Below are 16,952 nucleotides of genomic sequence, written 5' to 3'. Positions count from 1 at the left end.
ACAACTATTTTTGTCGGGCCGCTCGCTACTGATTCGAAGCCTGAAGTGTTCACAGTTGATGTGAAGAGCGGTAAAGCTTTTGCACAGGGTATCAATGGAATACATCCGAAGCGTTTTCGGCAGTATCATCGGCGAAGGCGGGATTAGCCTTTACGCGGCGCTCACCCTCGATGTATTTGACGATTTGATCAATCGTCTGGTTGGCGTGGCTCTTGAGCTTGCGCTCATAGAAGAAGAGGCCGAGCTTGCCGCGCGTGCCAGACGTGTTGCCCCCCACACCCTGAAAATCCTCGGTATAGGTGAGCTCGCAGGCACCATCGCCAGCAGGTGCAGCCTCATAGCGCATGGTATTGATGCCCGCCGCATACTGAAAACGGACCTCATAGAGGCACGGGTAGTCAAAGTGCCTGATCTTAACCTTGATCGCCGTGCCCTTGGCCTTGCCTTTTGCGGACTGGGCGCGCTTCTCGTACTTATAGCCGTTGAGCTTGTTGCGGCTGGGACGCTTGCCCGTGGCGTTCTCGATATCCTGCATGATGGACCCCGCCAGAGCGTCAAAAAGCTCCTCCGGTGTCACCTTAAGCGTTTTGGTGAGCTGCATGATGGCTCCTTATTCGTTTGAACCGTTCGAGTCATTGTAACGCCCCAGGCTCTCCCATGCGTTGCGGTGCCATTTGGACGATTGAGGGCTTTACAGCCGCAAAACTAACCAAATAGCACCGTAAAGCCTGAGGTGGCTAGAGGTTGTAGGTGACTACTTGAGGTTCGGCGGGTTCGACGAAGATGGCTGGATTCGCCTGCTCCACGCGGACGAACTTGACGGTCACGGCCTCAAAGCCCGCCTTGTGCAGAGCATCAGCGTAGACGCGCGCCTGCAGGGCGTGCTTCTCCTGCAGCTGTTCAGGCGTCTCATCCGGCGTGCCGCCCGTCTTGTAGTCGATGACCAGCGCGCGCGACGAATCCGCCGGGTTCGTCGCCAAAGCGTCGATGGCGCCCTCGGCATAGGCACCGTAGCGGGCGATGTCCTCATCCTCGCAGCCCAGCGAAAAGAACGGCACCTCGGCGCGAACGCATGGCCACGCGAGCAGGTCGGCACGAACCGACGACTTGAGCCAGCGATCCAGAGCGACATCGAAGCGCTCGCGCTGTTCCGGCGTCAGGCGCCACAGGTGCGCCAGCGCATCGGCACGCGCAGCGGGCAACGCATCGGCACCCATCTCGATCAGCCACTGGCAGGCGGCATGGAACGCCGAGCCCAGTGCCATGGGGTTGCCGGCAGGCTCAACGGCGGCCACGTCTGCATCCGTCATCTCCGAGCCATCCGACTCGGCATCATCGCCGGACTCGTCCATGGGAACACGAGCCTCGGCGGCACGGTCCTCGGCCTCGGCATGCAGCGCCACGGCAATCGACGAATAGCTGTACGAATCACGCACCGGATACGGACAGATGCCCATGCGCACGCCCGCCGCCTGGGGATATACGAGTTCAAACGAATCGGGCTTGGGGTCGGCAGGACCGGGGACGGTTGAGCGCGCAGCATTATCGGCGGCATCGGCATCGCCACGAACAAGCCTGCCCTCGACATCCAGCGAAGCGTTGGCCTCAAACGCCTGCTCGCCAAACGTAAAGTCCGCCAGCGAGATGAGCTCGTAGTCGCCCGGCTTGGAGTTGTCGAACGCTAAACGGTCGCTATCGAGCTGCGGCATGTCCAGGCTGCCGGTCGGCAGGATGCGGCGCAGCACGTCGTAGGTCAGATCCGTCTCGACATCGAAGGTCGGCGCCGTCACCTTGCCGCGGCTCACGCCGGCGTCCATCGCCAAAATGACCAGCTCACGCGCTCGCGTCATGGCGACATAGAGCAGACGAGCCCGCTCCTCAAGCGAAAGTTGCAGGTCGTCGTTGCGCAGGCGGGCAAATGCCTCGGCGGGAGAGCCCGTCGCACAGACGTCCTCCATGAGCTCCGGCGGCAGCCACAGCGACGTGCCCTTGCCCTTAAACGCGTGCTCAAACTGCTTTTTGACGTCGTCGCCCTTCACAAAGGTTTCGTCGGTGAGCTTAACGCCGTCGAAGCGTGCCGGCAGCGCCACGACCTGCGCTCCTCCCTCGACGCGACCCATCCGTGCCGCACCCGAGGACTTACGCACGCCAAAGCACTCGGCGACCGCCACGACCGGATATTCCAGACCCTTAGAGGCGTGAACCGTCATGATGCGCACCGCGCCGTCGCCCTCCTCGTTGAGGGCACCCGGGGCTTCCTTGCCCGCCAAGAAGCGGTCGAAGGCCAGCGCGATGGAACGCGGCGAGTTGCCGAACTCGGCCTCCGCCTCGGCCACGGCGTCGAGCGCCTTGAGCACGTTGGCGGCAATGGCCTTGCCCTCGGGACCGCGCTGTGCCAGACGCACAAACCAGCCGGAGGCGTTGACCACGTCGCGCGCGATGGCGGCGAACGAATCGCGGCCCACGCGACGAAGCGCATACCGCAGCACCTCGCGGGCGCGCGTCACGAGCGGCAGATCTTGCAGACCCGGCACGTCGAAATCACTCATGATGCCCGCGTCGATATTCCGGCGCGAGGTCTCCCCCGTCTCGCTATCGAGCTTGGTCGCCAGCGCCAGGAACTCCTGAGCGCCGAGCGCAAACATCGGCGAGGCGAGCAGCGGCATAAGGCCCTGCGCCGTATCGGCCGGATTGGCGAGCGCACATACCAGGGCGCGCACCGTCTGCACCTCGGCTGCTTGGGCAAAGACCGAGCCGCCCGCGATGACGCAGTCGAGCCCCTGGTCGCGGAAGGCCTGGGCGTAGACGTCGGCGTTGGTCATGCGGCCAAGTAGCAGCACCATGCCGCCCTGAGGCTGGCCGGCATCGGCAAGCGCGCGGAAGCGCTCGGCGATCGCACGGGCCTTGGCCTGTGTGCGCTCCTGCGTACTGCCGCCGGCAACAAAGAGCGCCTGACGACGCGAGGCGCCTGCCACCAGCGTATCCTTGCGGCCGTCGCTCGCCTCAAGATCCAAAAAGCCCTGCATCAGGCCGCCGTCATCGCCGTCGAAAACGCGTGCCACATAACGCAGCACCTCGTCATGGCTGCGGAAGTTGCGCACAAGTTTGACGAGTTCGCCAGCAGGTGCGTCGGCCACTACAGTCGCCTCGGGCGCGGCAGACGAGCCCACCTTGCGCTCCTGGCGACGGAACACCTCGACCTCGGCGCCGCGGAAGCGATAGATGGACTGTTGTGCATCGCCCACGGTGCACAGCGCGCGCTCCCCCGCACCCGTCAGGTAACGAATCAGATCGACCTGCATCTGGTCGGTATCCTGAAACTCATCGATCATGACCATCTTAAAGCGGCCCTCGTACGCAGCACGGATGGCAGGGTAATCGCGCAGGGCCTCGTAGGCCATACGCAGCAGGTCGTTATTATCGAGGGCGGACTGGGCAGCCTTCAGTGCGCGATACTCGGCCTCGACGGAACGGGCCAGGCCCACCAGCGCATCGAGCGCCGGGCCACCGCAGGCAAGCACGATATTGATAAACGCATCGGCGGCCTCGGCCTTGAGCAGCTCGACCTGCTCCTTGGGGAATGCCTTGCTCGCGCGCGGCATGGTGCACGACATCATGAGTCGTGCCGCATCGGCCATGGTCTTGCCGCTCGCCTCGAACGCGTCGATGGCATCGAGCGCCGCCTGCGCCTTCTCGGTCGAGGACTTGCTTGCGCCCAGCGCCGCGCGATAGGCATCGGCGAGTGCCGAGGTATCGGCCTGGCCGCGCGCCACGCGCACGTCGTCCATACCGCCCGGCAACTGGCTCGACAGCTCCAGCAGGTCGCGCACCAGACCCTTGATGGTCGTACCGCCGCCAAAGGAACCGCCCTCGCCCGCCATGGGATACCAGGCATAGAGGGCCTTGAGCGATGCCGCGAGCTCGGGGGCGGCATCGGGTGCCGTCGCGCGACCCAGCACATGCTCAACAGCCTGGTCCATGAGCTCGTCGGTATCGGTGAGCACCGTGAACTCGGGGTCGATGCCCAGCTCCAGCGCGTGCGCGCGCAGGATACGCGAGCACATGCCGTGAATAGTCGAAATCCACGCGTCGTCGACGGTCAGTGCTTCCTCGTCCATGCCCTCGTCGATAAGCGCACGGCGCACGCGGTCGCGAATCTCGGCCGCTGCATCTTTGGTAAAGGTAATGGCGAGCACCTGGTCCAGATGCTCAACGAACGGACCGGATTCGGGCGAGAGCGCATAGACGATGCGGCGCGTGAGGGTAAAGGTCTTACCCGAACCGGCGCCCGCCGAGACAAACAGCGGGCGGTCGAGCGTTTTGACAATCTGCAGCTGTTGCGGCATCAAAGTCGAAAGATCCATGGTCTACACGTCCCTCCTTACAAACGTTCCTTCGTGGTTATACGAGCAGCGCGCATGCGCGGCCTGAGCCGACGCCGGGTCGACGGCGGCAACGTTGCCCGCCTCGAGCTCGCGCAGGCGCTCGGCGATGCCGGCCTCCACGCGATCGAGCAGGGCATCGAAGTCCATGCTGCCGCCCTCGCCCGGGAAGCCCTTCTTGAGGCCCGGGATGCGACCGTCACCGCGCTCTTCCTCGAGCAACTCGGCGCTCGCCGCACCGCGCAGCGCGGGCTTGCCGCCCTTGGTCGAAAAATAGAGCGCTGCACGGGTATCCAAGCCCAGTGCCCGACGCATGGCCTGCGCGTAGATGAGCGTTTGGGTATGGGGCGGCAGCCAGCGCGGGTCGTCGATGGGAGCCTCGCCCGTCTCCTCGTCACGCACCGTGGGGTCGGCAAGCTTAAACTCCTCGACACCCGAACGATGCTTGTAGTCGATTACCACGGCGCGGTTCTCGGCGTCCACGTCCACACGGTCGATGCGCCCGCCGAGCGGCCAACCGGCATACTCGACCTGGAGCTCGTTGAACGCAAACTCCAGGTAGCGCGGGGCAAAGGGGGCAAGTGCCTCGGACTCGTAGGCAAGCACGCCCTCCAGCTGCGGCAAGATCTCGGCCACCTGGCGCTCCTCCACCGCAGAGAGCGGCACCAGCGGGCCCTCCGTGCCGCGCTTGCCGGCGTGCTCGGCCAACGTCTCGTCAAAGACCTCGTGCAGCAGCTCCTGAGCACGCGGCAGATTCTCGGGCGTCACGCGCTCCATGCCTTCTTGGGGCAGACGGGCATGCAGATGCTCCAGCACGTCGTGGACAAAGTTGCCCTTCTCCATGTTGCCAAAGCCAGCGTCGATCGACTGGGGCTTGACGCGATACGAGACGAACCAGCATAGCGGACAGGTCGAATAGGCCTCGATCTGCGAGGCAGACGTCAAGCGCGGCACCAGCGGCGCATCCTCGCCCTCGCCATCGCGACGGCGCAGGACCAAATACGGCACGGCCTCGGCACTCAGATGCTGAGGGGCTTCACAGGTCACGCGCTCGCGCTTGAGGCCTTCACCTGCCGCGGGATCAAAGTCGGCGATGATATCGCCCTCGCCCACGCACGTGGGCTTGGCAGCGCCAGCGGCCTCGGCATGTGCCCGCAGCTCGGTCCATACGGCTGCCGGGTAGCACTCGCGCGCCTGGCGATCGTGCGTCACGCGGGCGAGCGCGACCGGACCGCTCGCCGCCTGCATCGCACGGCCAAAGCGCACGCGCAGCAGGGCGGCGGGCTCCAAAGACACGCCGTCGCGGCGCAGCTCGGCCGTCAATGTGGCAAGCGGGCCCTCTTCGTGCGAAAGCGGATAGCTGTCCAGGTCGACATCGGCAAACAGCACGGCATCGTAGCCGCCAGGACGCAAAACCGACGCATCGGCAAGCGACACGAAGTGCACTTGTGCCCGTGGCGTGCGATCGACCTCGTAGGTCGCGTAATCGTAAGCGGTACTGCGCTTGTCCACCTTGGTTCGAACGCCGTCGAGAACCGGCACGGTCGCGGCCTGCGACACGTCGAGTGCGCGAGCATCGTTCATAAGGATGTCGATGGCATGGCGCAGCAAAGCCGTCTCTGCCTGGCGACGGGCCTGGCCGTCAAGGCCGCCTAGAGCGCGATCGGGCAGCGCCTCGGCAACGGCGAGCATGGCCTTGAGCGCCGTCACGGGTTTGTCGCGCCACAGCGCCTGGAACACGTCCGAGACCACACACGGCACGTTCTTAAACCAGTTTTCGTCGCTCGCCGCCTTGCGCGCGCCCCTCACCTGACCCTGGACGCTCTGCAGCAGGCTCTTAACGCCCGCAGTGGTCTTGTTGCGCGACAGGCGTATGTTCTTGTCGAAGCCGCGGGCGCTCGCGGCGTCGGCACCCGAAAGCGGGCTATAAATCCAGTCGGTAAGCTCCGGAGCGGGCCACCACTCGGTCTTGGAAGCGGTGCCCTCGTCGGCGGCTTTCATACGTTCGATCAGGTTGGCGAGCGCCGTAAACTGCCTGCCCGCGATGGACTGGGAAAACGCCGTGAACTCAGTCGTCTCGGCCGCAATGTGACGCGCCGCCAGACGAGAGGCGAGCTCAACGAACAGCTGGGGTGCCCGGGCAGAAACAACGAGCACGCGCACAGGGTCGGCAGGCGTCGCGACGCCGTCGACCTCGGAACCCCGGCACGTTTTTACCAGATCATCAATTGCGTCCGCATAAGCATGAGCACGGGCATGGGGGCCAGCGACCTCAATAAAGGCAGGCTGAGCGGCGGTCCCGCAAGCGGCATCAGACGCGCCGACACCCTCCCCTAGCGGCGCGATCTCAAACAACACATCGCGGGCATCAAATGCCGCGGCAAGCTCCTCGCGCATCGCCGCCTGCTCGCGGGCAAGCAGCACGACGACCTCTCCCCCATTGTTCGCCACGGCAGACAGCAGCTCGAGCAGACCGTGCGTAAACGACGTGATACCGCGCACGCATACGGCGCGAGTGCACGCCGGCAGGCTATCGGCCAGGACACTGGTCATAATGTCAGCTGCCTCGCAGGGCTCAACCATATCTCGACGGTCCAAACCGCCCGCGTAGGCACGCAAAAGCTCGAACACACGAGCCTCGGCATCGCTTTTTGGCTCAGGCCGGCAGTTGTCGCCACGGCATCGTTCGGCACCCGTCCCCGCAACGCCCGGCAACACGTCGCGGGCCATGCGCGCGAGCATGCGCACTGTGCCCTGGCTGCGCGAAAGCGGCTGCAGAGCGGCGTCGTCGCGGCGGTCGATCATGTCCGAGAACAGCATCTGGCGCTGAAGGTTGTCCACAAAGCTGCGGCCATCGCCCATAAGCTCCCACAGCGAGCTGAGCCACGATGTGGGCGTCTTGTAGTCGACACCCAGTGAAACCCCGGCTTCCGCCGCATCATGGCGGCACAGGTCGAGCTCGGCAAATGTTGGCGCCAACAGAACAGCGCGCCCGTGGCGGGCAACCAGGTCGGCCAGTAGCGCCGCCTCGGCATCGCTCAAATCCGTGCCGGCATTGGTGGTATAGATTCGAACAGGCATGGTCCTCCGCTCAAACTGTTCGCAATAATCAATGCATCCATCCTACCCGCCCAAGCGGACAGATTTGTCCCACGCCAACAGATTTGATCCCTTGAGGACGGAGGAAAATGGATCACAGAGGGGGTCAGTCTAACCCGGTGATTCGTTTTCCTCCGTCCCCAAGGGATCAAAAAACCGCCCCCGGAGGGACGGTTCTTCGTAATTCAATGTTGTCGCTGGCCTACTCGCCATCCTCCAACTTAATGAGGATCTTGCGGTAGCCACCGTACTCGCCGTTCAGCGCCTTTGAAACGCGGCTCACCGTGGTGGACGAAGCGCCGGTACGGGCCTGAACCTCAACATAAGGCTCGCCCTCGTCCAAATAGCGCGCAACCTGCAAACGCTGAGAAAGGTCGCAAATCTCGCGCGGCGTGCAGATATCGGTCAAAAACGCTTGGATATCCTTCTCGTCGTCCAAAAGGCTAAATGCGTGGACCAGCTGCTTGACATCAGGCTTGTCAAACATGTTCTCGATATTCATCGATCACCGCCAAACCCGCCAAAAGGCATCGAAGTTGATACTGACATCGGGCATCGTTCACCCGTTCTATGCAATAGGGCAACGCCTGTGGCTTTTGCCCGTAGCAGTGTAGCACACCACCAAACTAAAGCGACAAGACTCTCTGCCAGCGGCGCGTTTTTCAGGACGAACGCCGTTTAGAAACCATATGCGCACGTAAGCTCCACGAATATTTGAGACAATGGGCGCCCAAACACCGCGGCGCGCCCGCGCAACCATCCAGGTCGCCGCCGTAAGCCGCTTCACGCGACGCCAGCAATCCCGGCGCAAGAAAGGATTCACGCCATGCGCTTTATGCTTAACTGGCTCTTCACCTCGATCGCCATCGCGATCGCCACGTTCCTCGTCCCCGGTATCCAACCCTTCGGCTTTGCCGAGACCTGGGTCTGCTTTGCCTTTGTGGGACTGTTCCTGAACATTGTCGATTCGTTCGTCAAACCGTTCCTCACGGTCATCTCGCTGCCGCTCACGATCATTACGCTGGGCATTTTCCAGCTTGTCGTCAACAGCTTTATGCTTGAGCTCGCGAGTTACCTGTCGGTCAACCTGCTGGGCGTCGGCATCTCCATCGCCAGCTTTGGATCGGCCTTTATGGGCAGCATCCTGGTGTCCATCACGCGCAGCATCCTCGACAGCATCGCCGAGGACTAAAACGGCCATTCCGGCCGTGTCCGTCTCAACAGCCCAAAACGAAGGCCGCCCATCGCAAAAATGGGCGGCCTTCTTATTTGCCAAGTCTCAAAGGGCGAGAAAATCTACCATTTCCACCCCGTCCCCAAATGCAGGTGTGGGTTAGATGACGTAGTCGTAGCCATGGTTGGGAGCGACAAGTTGATCGAGCGTCACACCGTCGAGGTAGTCGTTGATGAGCTTGTCCAGGTTCTTCCACACGTCGAGCGTGGGGCACTCATCCGAACGCGAGCAGCCCTTGCAGTCGCCATCCAGGCAGGCGACCGGCGCCAGACTGCCCTCGGTCAGGCGCAAGATCTCGCCCACCGTGTATTGCTCGGGCGGGCGCGTGAGCACATAGCCGCCGCCCTTGCCGCGCATGCCCGAGAGCATGTTGGCGCGCACGAGCGTAGCCAAAATGTTCTCGAGATATTTCTCGGAAATCCCCTGTCGCGCCGCGATCTCTTTGAGCGGGATGCGACCGGCTGCCTGGTGCTCGGCCAGATCGACCATAACGCGCAGGGCATATCTGCCCTTAGTAGAAACCAACATGTATAGTGCTGCCTTTCGGTCATTTAGTCCGTAGAAATTCTAGCCGAAATATTGGTTTTGAAAATACCCGTTCCGGTCAAGATGGTTAATCGACTCGTAATAATCTTCTATTTCCTATTGCGTTACTAGGCTTTACTGTCTACTATGCTTGCCAACAGCAAAACGAACAACCCATAAGGTTTGTGGGTTTCGCTGCTACACACACCGTAAAACCACACGGTATCCAGTCATTTGAACACTTTGGAGGTTCACCATGAGCAATGTTTACACGTCCATCGATCAGCTTATCGGCCACACTCCGCTTCTGGAGCTCACTCACTTTGAGGCCGATGAGGACCTCAAGGCCCGCGTGCTCGTCAAGCTGGAATACTTCAACCCCGCCGGCTCCGTCAAAGACCGCGTCGCCAAGAACATGATCGACGAGGCCGAGAAGGCCGGCAAGCTCGTGCGCGGCGGCGACTACACCATCATCGAGCCCACGAGTGGCAACACCGGCGTCGGCATCGCCTCGGTGGCGGCGGCTCGCGGCTACAAGGTGATCATCACCATGCCCGAGACTATGTCCGTCGAACGCCGCAAGCTTATGCAGGCATATGGCGCACAGCTCGTGCTCACCGACGGTTCCAAGGGCATGAAGGGCGCCATCGCCAAGGCCGAGGAACTGCAGAAGGAGACGCCAAACAGCATCATCGCCGGCCAGTTTGTGAACCCCGCCAACCCCGCCATCCACAAGGCCACGACCGGCCCCGAGATCTGGGATGACACCGACGGCGAGGTCGACATCTTCGTCGCCGGCGTTGGAACCGGCGGCACCGTGACCGGCGTGGGTGAGTTCCTTAAGGAGCAGAACCCCGAAATCAAGGTCGTCGCCGTCGAGCCCGCCACTTCCCCGGTGCTCTCCAAGGGCCAAGCCGGCCCGCACAAGATCCAGGGTATCGGCGCCGGTTTTGTGCCCGACGTCCTCGACACCCAGGTCTATGACGAGATCATCCCCGTCGAGAACGACGACGCCTTTGCGACCGGCCGCGCCGTGGGCCACAAGGAGGGCGTGCTCGTGGGCATTTCGTCCGGCGCCGCCGTGTGGGCCGCGCTGCAGCTGGCCAAGCGCCCCGAGAACGAGGGCAAGACCATCGTGGCCCTGCTCGCCGATACCGGTGAGCGCTACCTGTCCACGGCACTGTTCCAGGACTAGAGCCTGTCGCCCATAGGTTGAGCCCACGGACGAGCCGGTCTCCTCTCTCTCCCGGCAGTCTGAGCCCATCTCATTAGGGCGTCCCACAGGACGCCCGAACTTGCTACAATGTCTGCGGCGCGGAACCAGCCTCCCGCGCCGCTTTTCTTTTTTGGCCACATGCCACCAAGGAGAACCTCCCCATGCACAACAAGCGCGTGCTCGTCGCCATGAGTGGCGGCGTCGATTCCAGCGTGACCGCGTATCTGCTCAAAAGCCAGGGTTACGAATGTGTCGGCGCCACCATGCGCCTCACCTGCCCCGCGCCCGATCCCGTCACGAGCACGAGTAAGGTCGACCGCGACATCGCCGATGCAAAGGCCGTCGCCGAGCGCCTGGGGATACCCCACCATGTACTTAACCTGCAGCAGACCTTCGACCGCAATGTTATCGAGCGCTTCGTGACCGCCTATCAGGAGGGGCTGACGCCCAACCCATGCATCATCTGCAACCGCCACATTAAGTTTGGCGCATTGCTCGATGCAGCGCTCGATATGGGCTGCGACTACATCGCCACGGGCCACTATGCAAAGACGAGCCAGGCGCCCGACGGCACCTGGCAGCTGCATCGCGGCGAAGACCCCAAGAAGGACCAGAGCTACTTTTTGTATTCGCTCACGCAGGAGCGGCTGTCGCGCACAATCTTTCCGCTGGCCGGGCTGGACAAAGAGCGCGACGTGCGCCGCATTGCCGCCGAGCAGGGCTTCATCAACGCCAAGAAGGCCGAGAGCGAGGACATCTGCTTTATCGCGGACGGCGACTACGCGGGCTATATCGAGCGCCGCTGCGGACATGCCGCCGAGCCGGGCGATATTGTATGGCGCGACGGCAGCGTGGTCGGACGCCATAACGGTGCGTTGCGCTATACCATCGGCCAGCGCAAGGGCTTGGGCGTCGCGATGGCGCATCCCGTGTATGTGACGGGCGTCGACGCCGCCAACAACACCGTGCATCTGGGCGAGGCCGAGGACCTAACGGCCACAGCACTCACGGCCGACGACTGGATCTGGAGCGCCCCTGCCGACCGCATGGAGGCAGAACTCGATGCCGGCGGCATTCGCGTGGGCGCCAAGTACCGCTACCGTCAGAAAGACCAGGCAGCAACCCTTACGCGCGGCGAAGACGGGCAAATGCTGCTAACTTTTGACGAGCCGCAGCGCGCCATCGCCCCCGGCCAGGCTGTCGTCGTCTACCGCGGCGACGTCGTCCTCGGCGGCGGCACCGTTACGGCAGCCATCAGGTAGCCGCGGGATTATCGCCGCACGTGTCGAAGCACTCCAACAGCAGCATTCACCTCGATAACGCGACGCTCCAGGCCGCGGCGAATGGACTCGAGCCGACCCTCCGCCGTGGCCCACTTGCTCTGCGAAAGAATCATTATCGCTTCATCAACAAATCCGTTGAGCCGCGATGAGTCGAACCAATCGAGCGAGTCCGCAAGCGCCAGTTGGACGGAAGGATTGGGTCCAAACGGCTTAGCGGCAAACCCAAACTCCCCAGCTGCGAGCACAGCAGTTGGCACGTTATACCACAGACAGTTGCCGCTATCGAACAGCGGTGCATGCCTTATCTCCAAGGTATCGACATTGCGGATGATGCCGAAGTTTCGCCAATGGCGATCGCTGTTGGCCAAAAGGGCGTCGCAAACGATCATCTGCGACATAGACCTTCTCACGGCAACCTCGTCTGCTCCATGCTTACCAAGGAAGCGGCAGTACCGGTCGTACGTCGAGTTTCCTCGCTGGCCGCCAAGGGCGTTCTTAACGTAAACAGCCGGAACATATTCCTCGCGGCCGTCAAGAAAGTCGTCGCACAGACACACAGGGCCATCGAACATCCGCTCAACCGCATAAGGAACAAACTCACCCTCTGACAGCAAGCGACGATGTAGAGCCGTTGCAACCGCCTCGTTAAAGGGACGTTGATCGTCCATGCCGCATCCCTTGACCAGAACGCGAACGCCGTTGCGAATCATCCACGATTTAGGGAGCTCACCCTCGGACGTGTTATCCGGATTTTTAAGACCGATGCCTTCCAACCAACCCGAACGCTCTTCGGGCGCCGATCGCTCAAATTCGTTCTCGAAGTAATTGAGGTTTCGCCATTCGAGCCCGTCGCATTCTGCCGGCCGCAGCCAATAGCAATCCGAAAGCGAGAGGCCCAGGCACTGAACCGGCACCTCAACGCCGTTGACAATCCCCAGCTCGCGGTAGCGCGAGATAAGCCCAGGGCGAACATCGGGCACCGACCGATGCCCCCACCACGCGTTGAGCTCCCGCTTATTCACCGTTGGAGAAGAACTCGAGCATGTGCCAAACGGCATTCGTTGCGCATCGAGGACCTCGGCGATTTCGAAGGGAAACTCGCGCGTCGGATCAAATGAGACATGCGCGACCTCATGGTCGGCCGACATCAGCGTAAACTTGCGTCCCACATCGGCTGCAGGACGGCGCCCTCGTTTGCGGACCTTTTGATAGGCGATCGCAGAATTGTACTCGACCATCTTCCGACCGCCCACAATATCGCACGCAAGCGTCCCCGATGCGGCAAGTTGCGATATGCGGGCTTTTGTAACGCCCAGCAAGCGGGCCGCATCACCCATAGACAAGTACTCAGATGTATTCATATGCCGCATCACCTCGTTAAGTATTCCAAACGTAAAGTTAATTAGTTACATACAGCATAATACTAAACAGACTGAAGCGAAAAAAGGCCCGAGCAATCGGGCCTTAGAGCAATTGGTCAGCCGAGTCGCAAGCTGCTCCTCTAGCGTTGTACGTAGGCGCGGACCAGCTCGTAGGTATTGCGCACGCCGTCGATGTGGCTGCGCTCGTAGTTGTGGCTCGCGTACACGCCGGGGCCGATCAGACCATGGCGAATGTCGTAGCCGGCCGAGAGCGTGGCCTCAACGTCCGAGCCGTAATGCGGGTACACGTCGATGGCGTAATCGAGCTCCAGCTCGCGCGCGATATTGGACAGCGTGGTCACCAGATCGTAGTTGTAGGGGCCGCCCGAATCCTTGGCGCAAATCGACACCATGCGCTCGGTGCAGCCCAGGTCGTCGCCCACGCAGCCCATGTCCACGCTGATCATCTCGCGCGTGTCGGCCGGCACAAAGGCACCGCCATGGCCGACCTCCTCGTACACGGTAAAGAGCAGCGAAACCTTACGCGAAAGCGTCACCTCGCCAGCGGCGACGGCGCGGGCGAGACCCAGTAGAATCGCCGCGGACAGCTTGTCGTCAAGGAAGCGACTCTTGATGTAGCCGCTCTCCGTCACCGTGGTACGCGGATCCATAGCGATGATGTCGCCGGTCTGAATGCCCAGCTCAAGCACATCGTCCTTGCTGTCGACATTCTCATCGAGCAGGATTTCCATGTTCTTCTCGATGGTCTTGACCGGCTCGTCGGCCACATGCGCCGAAGGCTCGGTATTGAGGACCACGCCCGTGTACACATTGCCGTCGCGCGTGTAGACGGTGCAGTTCTCGCCATCGGCCGTAGACCACTGGTGCCCACCAAGCGTCGTGGGACGCAGGCGGCCATTGTCCTTAATGGAGCGCACCATGGCGCCCAGGGTGTCGACATGGCTCGCCAACACAAGCGGCTCGCCCTCGCCGCCAAGCTCAACGAGCACGTTACCCTTATTAGAACGCTCAGGCCCAAACCCCATATCGCGCAACGTTTCCATCAGATAATCAGTCGCCGCACGGGTATAGCCCGTCGGCGAAGCAATAGAAGTCAGTGTCTTAAGCTGTCCCGCGATATAGGAGAGCGTCTCCTCTAGAGAAGCATCGATTACAGAAGCCATGTGCATCCTTCCAAGCAAAACTAAGACCGAGTCCCGATTTTAACCGTTCTGCACGCGCAAGGCTCTGGGAGCCGAGCCACCTCCAGACGTCCTCGCGCCGATTTTGCGCACGCGCACGGCTTACAATCCCAATCTTGCATAAATCCTATCGGTATCTGCATAGAAATGAGGAGTCTTTTTGCTTCGTCTCAGGGTACCCCACCTTGGGCCGTGCAAAAAACGGAGTATTCAGCACCGTGGGCCCCAACGGCCCCATCACGAACGACAAAACGACGTGGTTACAGCAGTGTTGCAGGTCGTCGCAAAGCAAAAACTCAGTAACAACCCCCTCCACTCATCGATAGCCCGCCCACAATGGCTGTCGATGGGCGCCTGCGGGCCACTACGGGCCATTCAAAACGTTATGCATTTTTAAGAGCTTGCTGAATACTCCCAAAAATGCACGCTGGGAAGTGCACCACCTATCCGCAGCGGGCAGTACGCCTTGGTTTTGTCCGTCTCAGGGCATCGGCGCAGCACAAAAAGCCCCGCCGTGCGTAGCACGGCGGGGCCAGCGGCACGTCAAAAGACCATACACCTACGGGCGAAGGACCACCAAACTGGGCTAGGCAGCCGGGCAGATCTTCTTGAAGAGCTCGATGACGTCGTCGAGCGTTGCCTCGCGCGGGTTACCCGGGAAGCAGGCGTCGGCCATGGCGTCCTTGGCCAGAACCTCGATCTCGTCGGCCTTCATAGCCTCGCAGACGTGCGGGATATTCACGTCGGCGGAAAGCTGCTTGACGGCGGCGATAGCGGCGTCGGCAGCCTCGTCGGTGCTCATGCCCGTGGTGTCAACACCCATGGCAAGGGCAACCTTGGCCAGGCGCTCAGCGCAAACCGGCTTGTTGAACTCCATGGCGATCGGCAGCAGCATGGCGCAAGCGACGCCGTGCGGGGTGTCGTAGTGAGCAGACAGGGTGTGAGCCATTGCGTGGTCGATGCCCAGGCCAACGTTGGAGAAGCCCATGCCGGCGACATACTGGCCAAGGGCCATGCCCTCGCGGCCGGAGCCGGGCTGGCCGGACTTGGCCTCGGCGACGGAGTCACGCAGGTTCTCGCTGATCAGCTTAATAGCCTCAAAGTGGAACATGTCAGAGAGCTCCCAAGCACCCTTGGTGGTGTAGCCCTCGATGGCGTGGGTCAGAGCGTCCATACCAGTGGAAGCGGTCAGGCCGGCGGGCATGGAAGCCATCATGTCAGGATCGACGACGGCAACCTCGGGGGCGTCGTTGGTGTCGACGCACACGAACTTGCGGACGTTCTCGGGGTCGGTGATGACGTAGTTGATGGTCACCTCGGCGGCGGTACCGGCGGTCGTCGGCACGGCGATGGTGAACACGGCGTGGTTCTTAGTGGGAGCAACGCCCTCGAGGCTGCGGACATCGGCGAACTCGGGGTTGTTGATGATGATGCCGATGGCCTTGGCGGTGTCCATGGAGGAGCCACCACCGATGGTCACGATAGCGTCAGCATCGGCGGCCTTGAAGGCCTCGACGCCGTCCTTGACGTTCTGGATGGTGGGGTTGGGCTTAATCTCGGAGTAGAGGCTCCAAGCGATGCCGGCAGCGTCGAGCTCGTCGGTCACCTTGGCGGTAACGCCAAACTTGACCAGATCGGGGTCGGAGCAGACGAAGATCTTCTTGTAGCCGCGACGCTGGAGCTCGCCGGGGATCTCCTTAATGGCGCCGGAACCATGATAAGAGATGGTATTGAGAACGAAACGATTAGCCATTGATGGCCTCCCATCGTGTGCGGGGCACCCATTACGCCCCACGCTATGAGTCCCATCCTAACGCTTTTGAAACAAAAAACGCGTGAGAACGTCAAACTATTTAAAGCGTTTCAACAGATGATGAAAAATAATGCGGCAAAGGGACAGCCCCTTTGCCGCATTAGGTTACTTTCGGCAGCCCTCTTTCCAAGCCTCGGCCGCAACCTTCCAGCGTAAGCGCAAGTCGCGCTCGCGGTCGATGAACATGATGGCAAACGCGACAAACAGCAGCAAACTCGCCACGACGATGGCGTGCAGCCCCATGCGCTCAATACACCAGTTGCCCAACACGGCGCCAAACACAAAGATAAAGATCACGCCAAAGTACAGCAGGCCGTTTTCCAAAAAGCCACGCCTGTGGGTGATGATGTAATCGTCCACGTTTTGCAGCGCGTTGCGCAAGTTGCCGATGCACATGGTCGTAGCGATACCGTGACCGTGAATCTTGCGGAAGCTCTCGACCTGCATGCCGCAGGCAAACGAGGTGAGGCAGTTGGCGAGCAGGTTGAAATTGCCGCCCGGGATAAAGCTCACGCCCAGCAAGATGACGGCTTCAAAGAACACCGTCACTTGGCGCCAGTGAATCACGCTGCCAAACCGTTCGTGTACCAGGTCGGCAAGCATAATGCCCACGGCAAACGACACCACGGGGAAGAAATAGCGTCCCGCCAGCTGCCAGTTGCCCTCCGAGATGCTTACACCCACGAGCAGGATGTTGCCCGTCTGCGCGTTGGCGAAAACATGATCGCGCCCAATGTACGAATACACATCCATAAAGCCACCGGCAAGCGCCAAGATGATGCCCAGCTCAATAGACTCCGATATCTGTTTGGCACGCTGCATCGTCGTGCATCCTCC

At 61.6% G+C, this 16,952-nt stretch carries 11 protein-coding genes and 1 pseudogene; 3 read left to right on the top strand and 9 right to left on the bottom strand.

Annotation, left to right across the window (positions count from 1 at the left end; translation table 11 throughout):
* Positions 1 to 91: 91 nt before the first annotated feature.
* The 4 genes from GPK42_RS08475 to GPK42_RS08460 all read right to left on the bottom strand — a co-directional run bounded on the left by GPK42_RS08475 (position 92) and on the right by GPK42_RS08460 (position 7,983).
* A complete protein-coding gene (locus GPK42_RS08475) occupies positions 92 to 601 on the bottom strand; it encodes a DUF3284 domain-containing protein (protein WP_215694777.1) in 510 nt (169 codons plus the stop codon).
* A 136-nt stretch (positions 602 to 737) separates the two neighbouring features.
* Complete coding sequence (locus GPK42_RS08470) at positions 738 to 4,364, bottom strand: UvrD-helicase domain-containing protein (protein WP_215694776.1); 3,627 nt, start codon at positions 4,362 to 4,364, stop codon at positions 738 to 740.
* Positions 4,365 to 4,367: 3 nt separating this feature from the next.
* A complete protein-coding gene (locus tag GPK42_RS08465) occupies positions 4,368 to 7,463 on the bottom strand; it encodes a PD-(D/E)XK nuclease family protein (RefSeq protein ID WP_215694775.1) in 3,096 nt (1,031 codons plus the stop codon).
* A 220-nt stretch (positions 7,464 to 7,683) separates the two neighbouring features.
* The gene (locus GPK42_RS08460) at positions 7,684 to 7,983 is read right to left on the bottom strand and encodes a YerC/YecD family TrpR-related protein (RefSeq protein ID WP_022094855.1); all 300 of its coding nucleotides are present in this window, start codon (positions 7,981 to 7,983) and stop codon (positions 7,684 to 7,686) included.
* Between the two features lie 324 nt (positions 7,984 to 8,307).
* Between GPK42_RS08460 and GPK42_RS08455 the strand changes: the two genes are divergently transcribed.
* Entirely contained in the window at positions 8,308 to 8,673 is a 366-nt protein-coding gene (locus tag GPK42_RS08455) for a phage holin family protein (protein ID WP_035137358.1), read from the top strand.
* 141 nt (positions 8,674 to 8,814) lie between these two features.
* On the opposite strand, the gene GPK42_RS08450 is transcribed toward GPK42_RS08455, so the two are convergent.
* Entirely contained in the window at positions 8,815 to 9,243 is a 429-nt protein-coding gene (locus GPK42_RS08450; protein WP_022094857.1) for an RrF2 family transcriptional regulator, read from the bottom strand.
* Between the two features lie 253 nt (positions 9,244 to 9,496).
* Between GPK42_RS08450 and cysK the strand changes: the two genes are divergently transcribed.
* Positions 9,497 to 10,435, top strand: coding sequence for a cysteine synthase A (gene cysK / locus GPK42_RS08445; RefSeq protein ID WP_055310201.1), 939 nt, complete (start codon positions 9,497 to 9,499; stop codon positions 10,433 to 10,435).
* A gap of 179 nt (positions 10,436 to 10,614) precedes the next feature.
* Positions 10,615 to 11,718, top strand: a pseudogene (gene mnmA / locus GPK42_RS08440) (tRNA 2-thiouridine(34) synthase MnmA); the annotation flags it as partial.
* Positions 11,719 to 11,726: 8 nt separating this feature from the next.
* Here the strand turns inward: mnmA and GPK42_RS08435 are convergent.
* The 4 genes from GPK42_RS08435 to GPK42_RS08420 all read right to left on the bottom strand — a co-directional run bounded on the left by GPK42_RS08435 (position 11,727) and on the right by GPK42_RS08420 (position 16,937).
* On the bottom strand, positions 11,727 to 13,100 hold the full coding sequence (locus GPK42_RS08435) for a HipA domain-containing protein (RefSeq protein WP_215694773.1): 1,374 nt from the start codon (positions 13,098 to 13,100) through the stop codon (positions 11,727 to 11,729).
* Between the two features lie 140 nt (positions 13,101 to 13,240).
* Positions 13,241 to 14,284: a M42 family metallopeptidase gene (locus GPK42_RS08430; RefSeq protein WP_215694772.1), complete on the bottom strand. Its 1,044-nt coding sequence runs from the start codon at positions 14,282 to 14,284 to the stop codon at positions 13,241 to 13,243.
* Between the two features lie 604 nt (positions 14,285 to 14,888).
* Positions 14,889 to 16,055, bottom strand: coding sequence for a lactaldehyde reductase (fucO, locus tag GPK42_RS08425; RefSeq protein WP_215694771.1), 1,167 nt, complete (start codon positions 16,053 to 16,055; stop codon positions 14,889 to 14,891).
* A gap of 165 nt (positions 16,056 to 16,220) precedes the next feature.
* The gene (locus tag GPK42_RS08420) at positions 16,221 to 16,937 is read right to left on the bottom strand and encodes a YoaK family protein (protein ID WP_215694770.1); all 717 of its coding nucleotides are present in this window, start codon (positions 16,935 to 16,937) and stop codon (positions 16,221 to 16,223) included.
* Between the last annotated feature and the right edge of the window lie 15 nt (positions 16,938 to 16,952).

Origin of the sequence: Collinsella aerofaciens, from assembly GCF_018785265.1 — a bacterium.
Lineage (GTDB): Bacteria > Actinomycetota > Coriobacteriia > Coriobacteriales > Coriobacteriaceae > Collinsella > Collinsella aerofaciens_AI.
Note: the sequence above shows the minus strand (reverse complement) of the source record. Positions and strands in the feature narration are given on the sequence as shown.

Excerpts from the sequence above, each read along its gene's own strand:
- fucO (WP_215694771.1), bottom strand. The coding sequence starts at position 16,055 with ATGGCTAATCGTTTCGTTCTCAATACCATCTCTTATCATGGTTCCGGC.
- GPK42_RS08450 (WP_022094857.1), bottom strand. The coding sequence starts at position 9,243 with ATGTTGGTTTCTACTAAGGGCAGATATGCCCTGCGCGTTATGGTCGAT.
- GPK42_RS08475 (WP_215694777.1), bottom strand. The coding sequence starts at position 601 with ATGCAGCTCACCAAAACGCTTAAGGTGACACCGGAGGAGCTTTTTGAC.
- GPK42_RS08455 (WP_035137358.1), top strand. The coding sequence starts at position 8,308 with ATGCGCTTTATGCTTAACTGGCTCTTCACCTCGATCGCCATCGCGATC.
- GPK42_RS08465 (WP_215694775.1), bottom strand. The coding sequence starts at position 7,463 with ATGCCTGTTCGAATCTATACCACCAATGCCGGCACGGATTTGAGCGAT.
- GPK42_RS08430 (WP_215694772.1), bottom strand. The coding sequence starts at position 14,284 with ATGGCTTCTGTAATCGATGCTTCTCTAGAGGAGACGCTCTCCTATATC.
- GPK42_RS08460 (WP_022094855.1), bottom strand. The coding sequence starts at position 7,983 with ATGAATATCGAGAACATGTTTGACAAGCCTGATGTCAAGCAGCTGGTC.
- GPK42_RS08420 (WP_215694770.1), bottom strand. The coding sequence starts at position 16,937 with ATGCAGCGTGCCAAACAGATATCGGAGTCTATTGAGCTGGGCATCATC.
- cysK (WP_055310201.1), top strand. The coding sequence starts at position 9,497 with ATGAGCAATGTTTACACGTCCATCGATCAGCTTATCGGCCACACTCCG.
- GPK42_RS08470 (WP_215694776.1), bottom strand. The coding sequence starts at position 4,364 with ATGGATCTTTCGACTTTGATGCCGCAACAGCTGCAGATTGTCAAAACG.
- GPK42_RS08435 (WP_215694773.1), bottom strand. The coding sequence starts at position 13,100 with ATGAATACATCTGAGTACTTGTCTATGGGTGATGCGGCCCGCTTGCTG.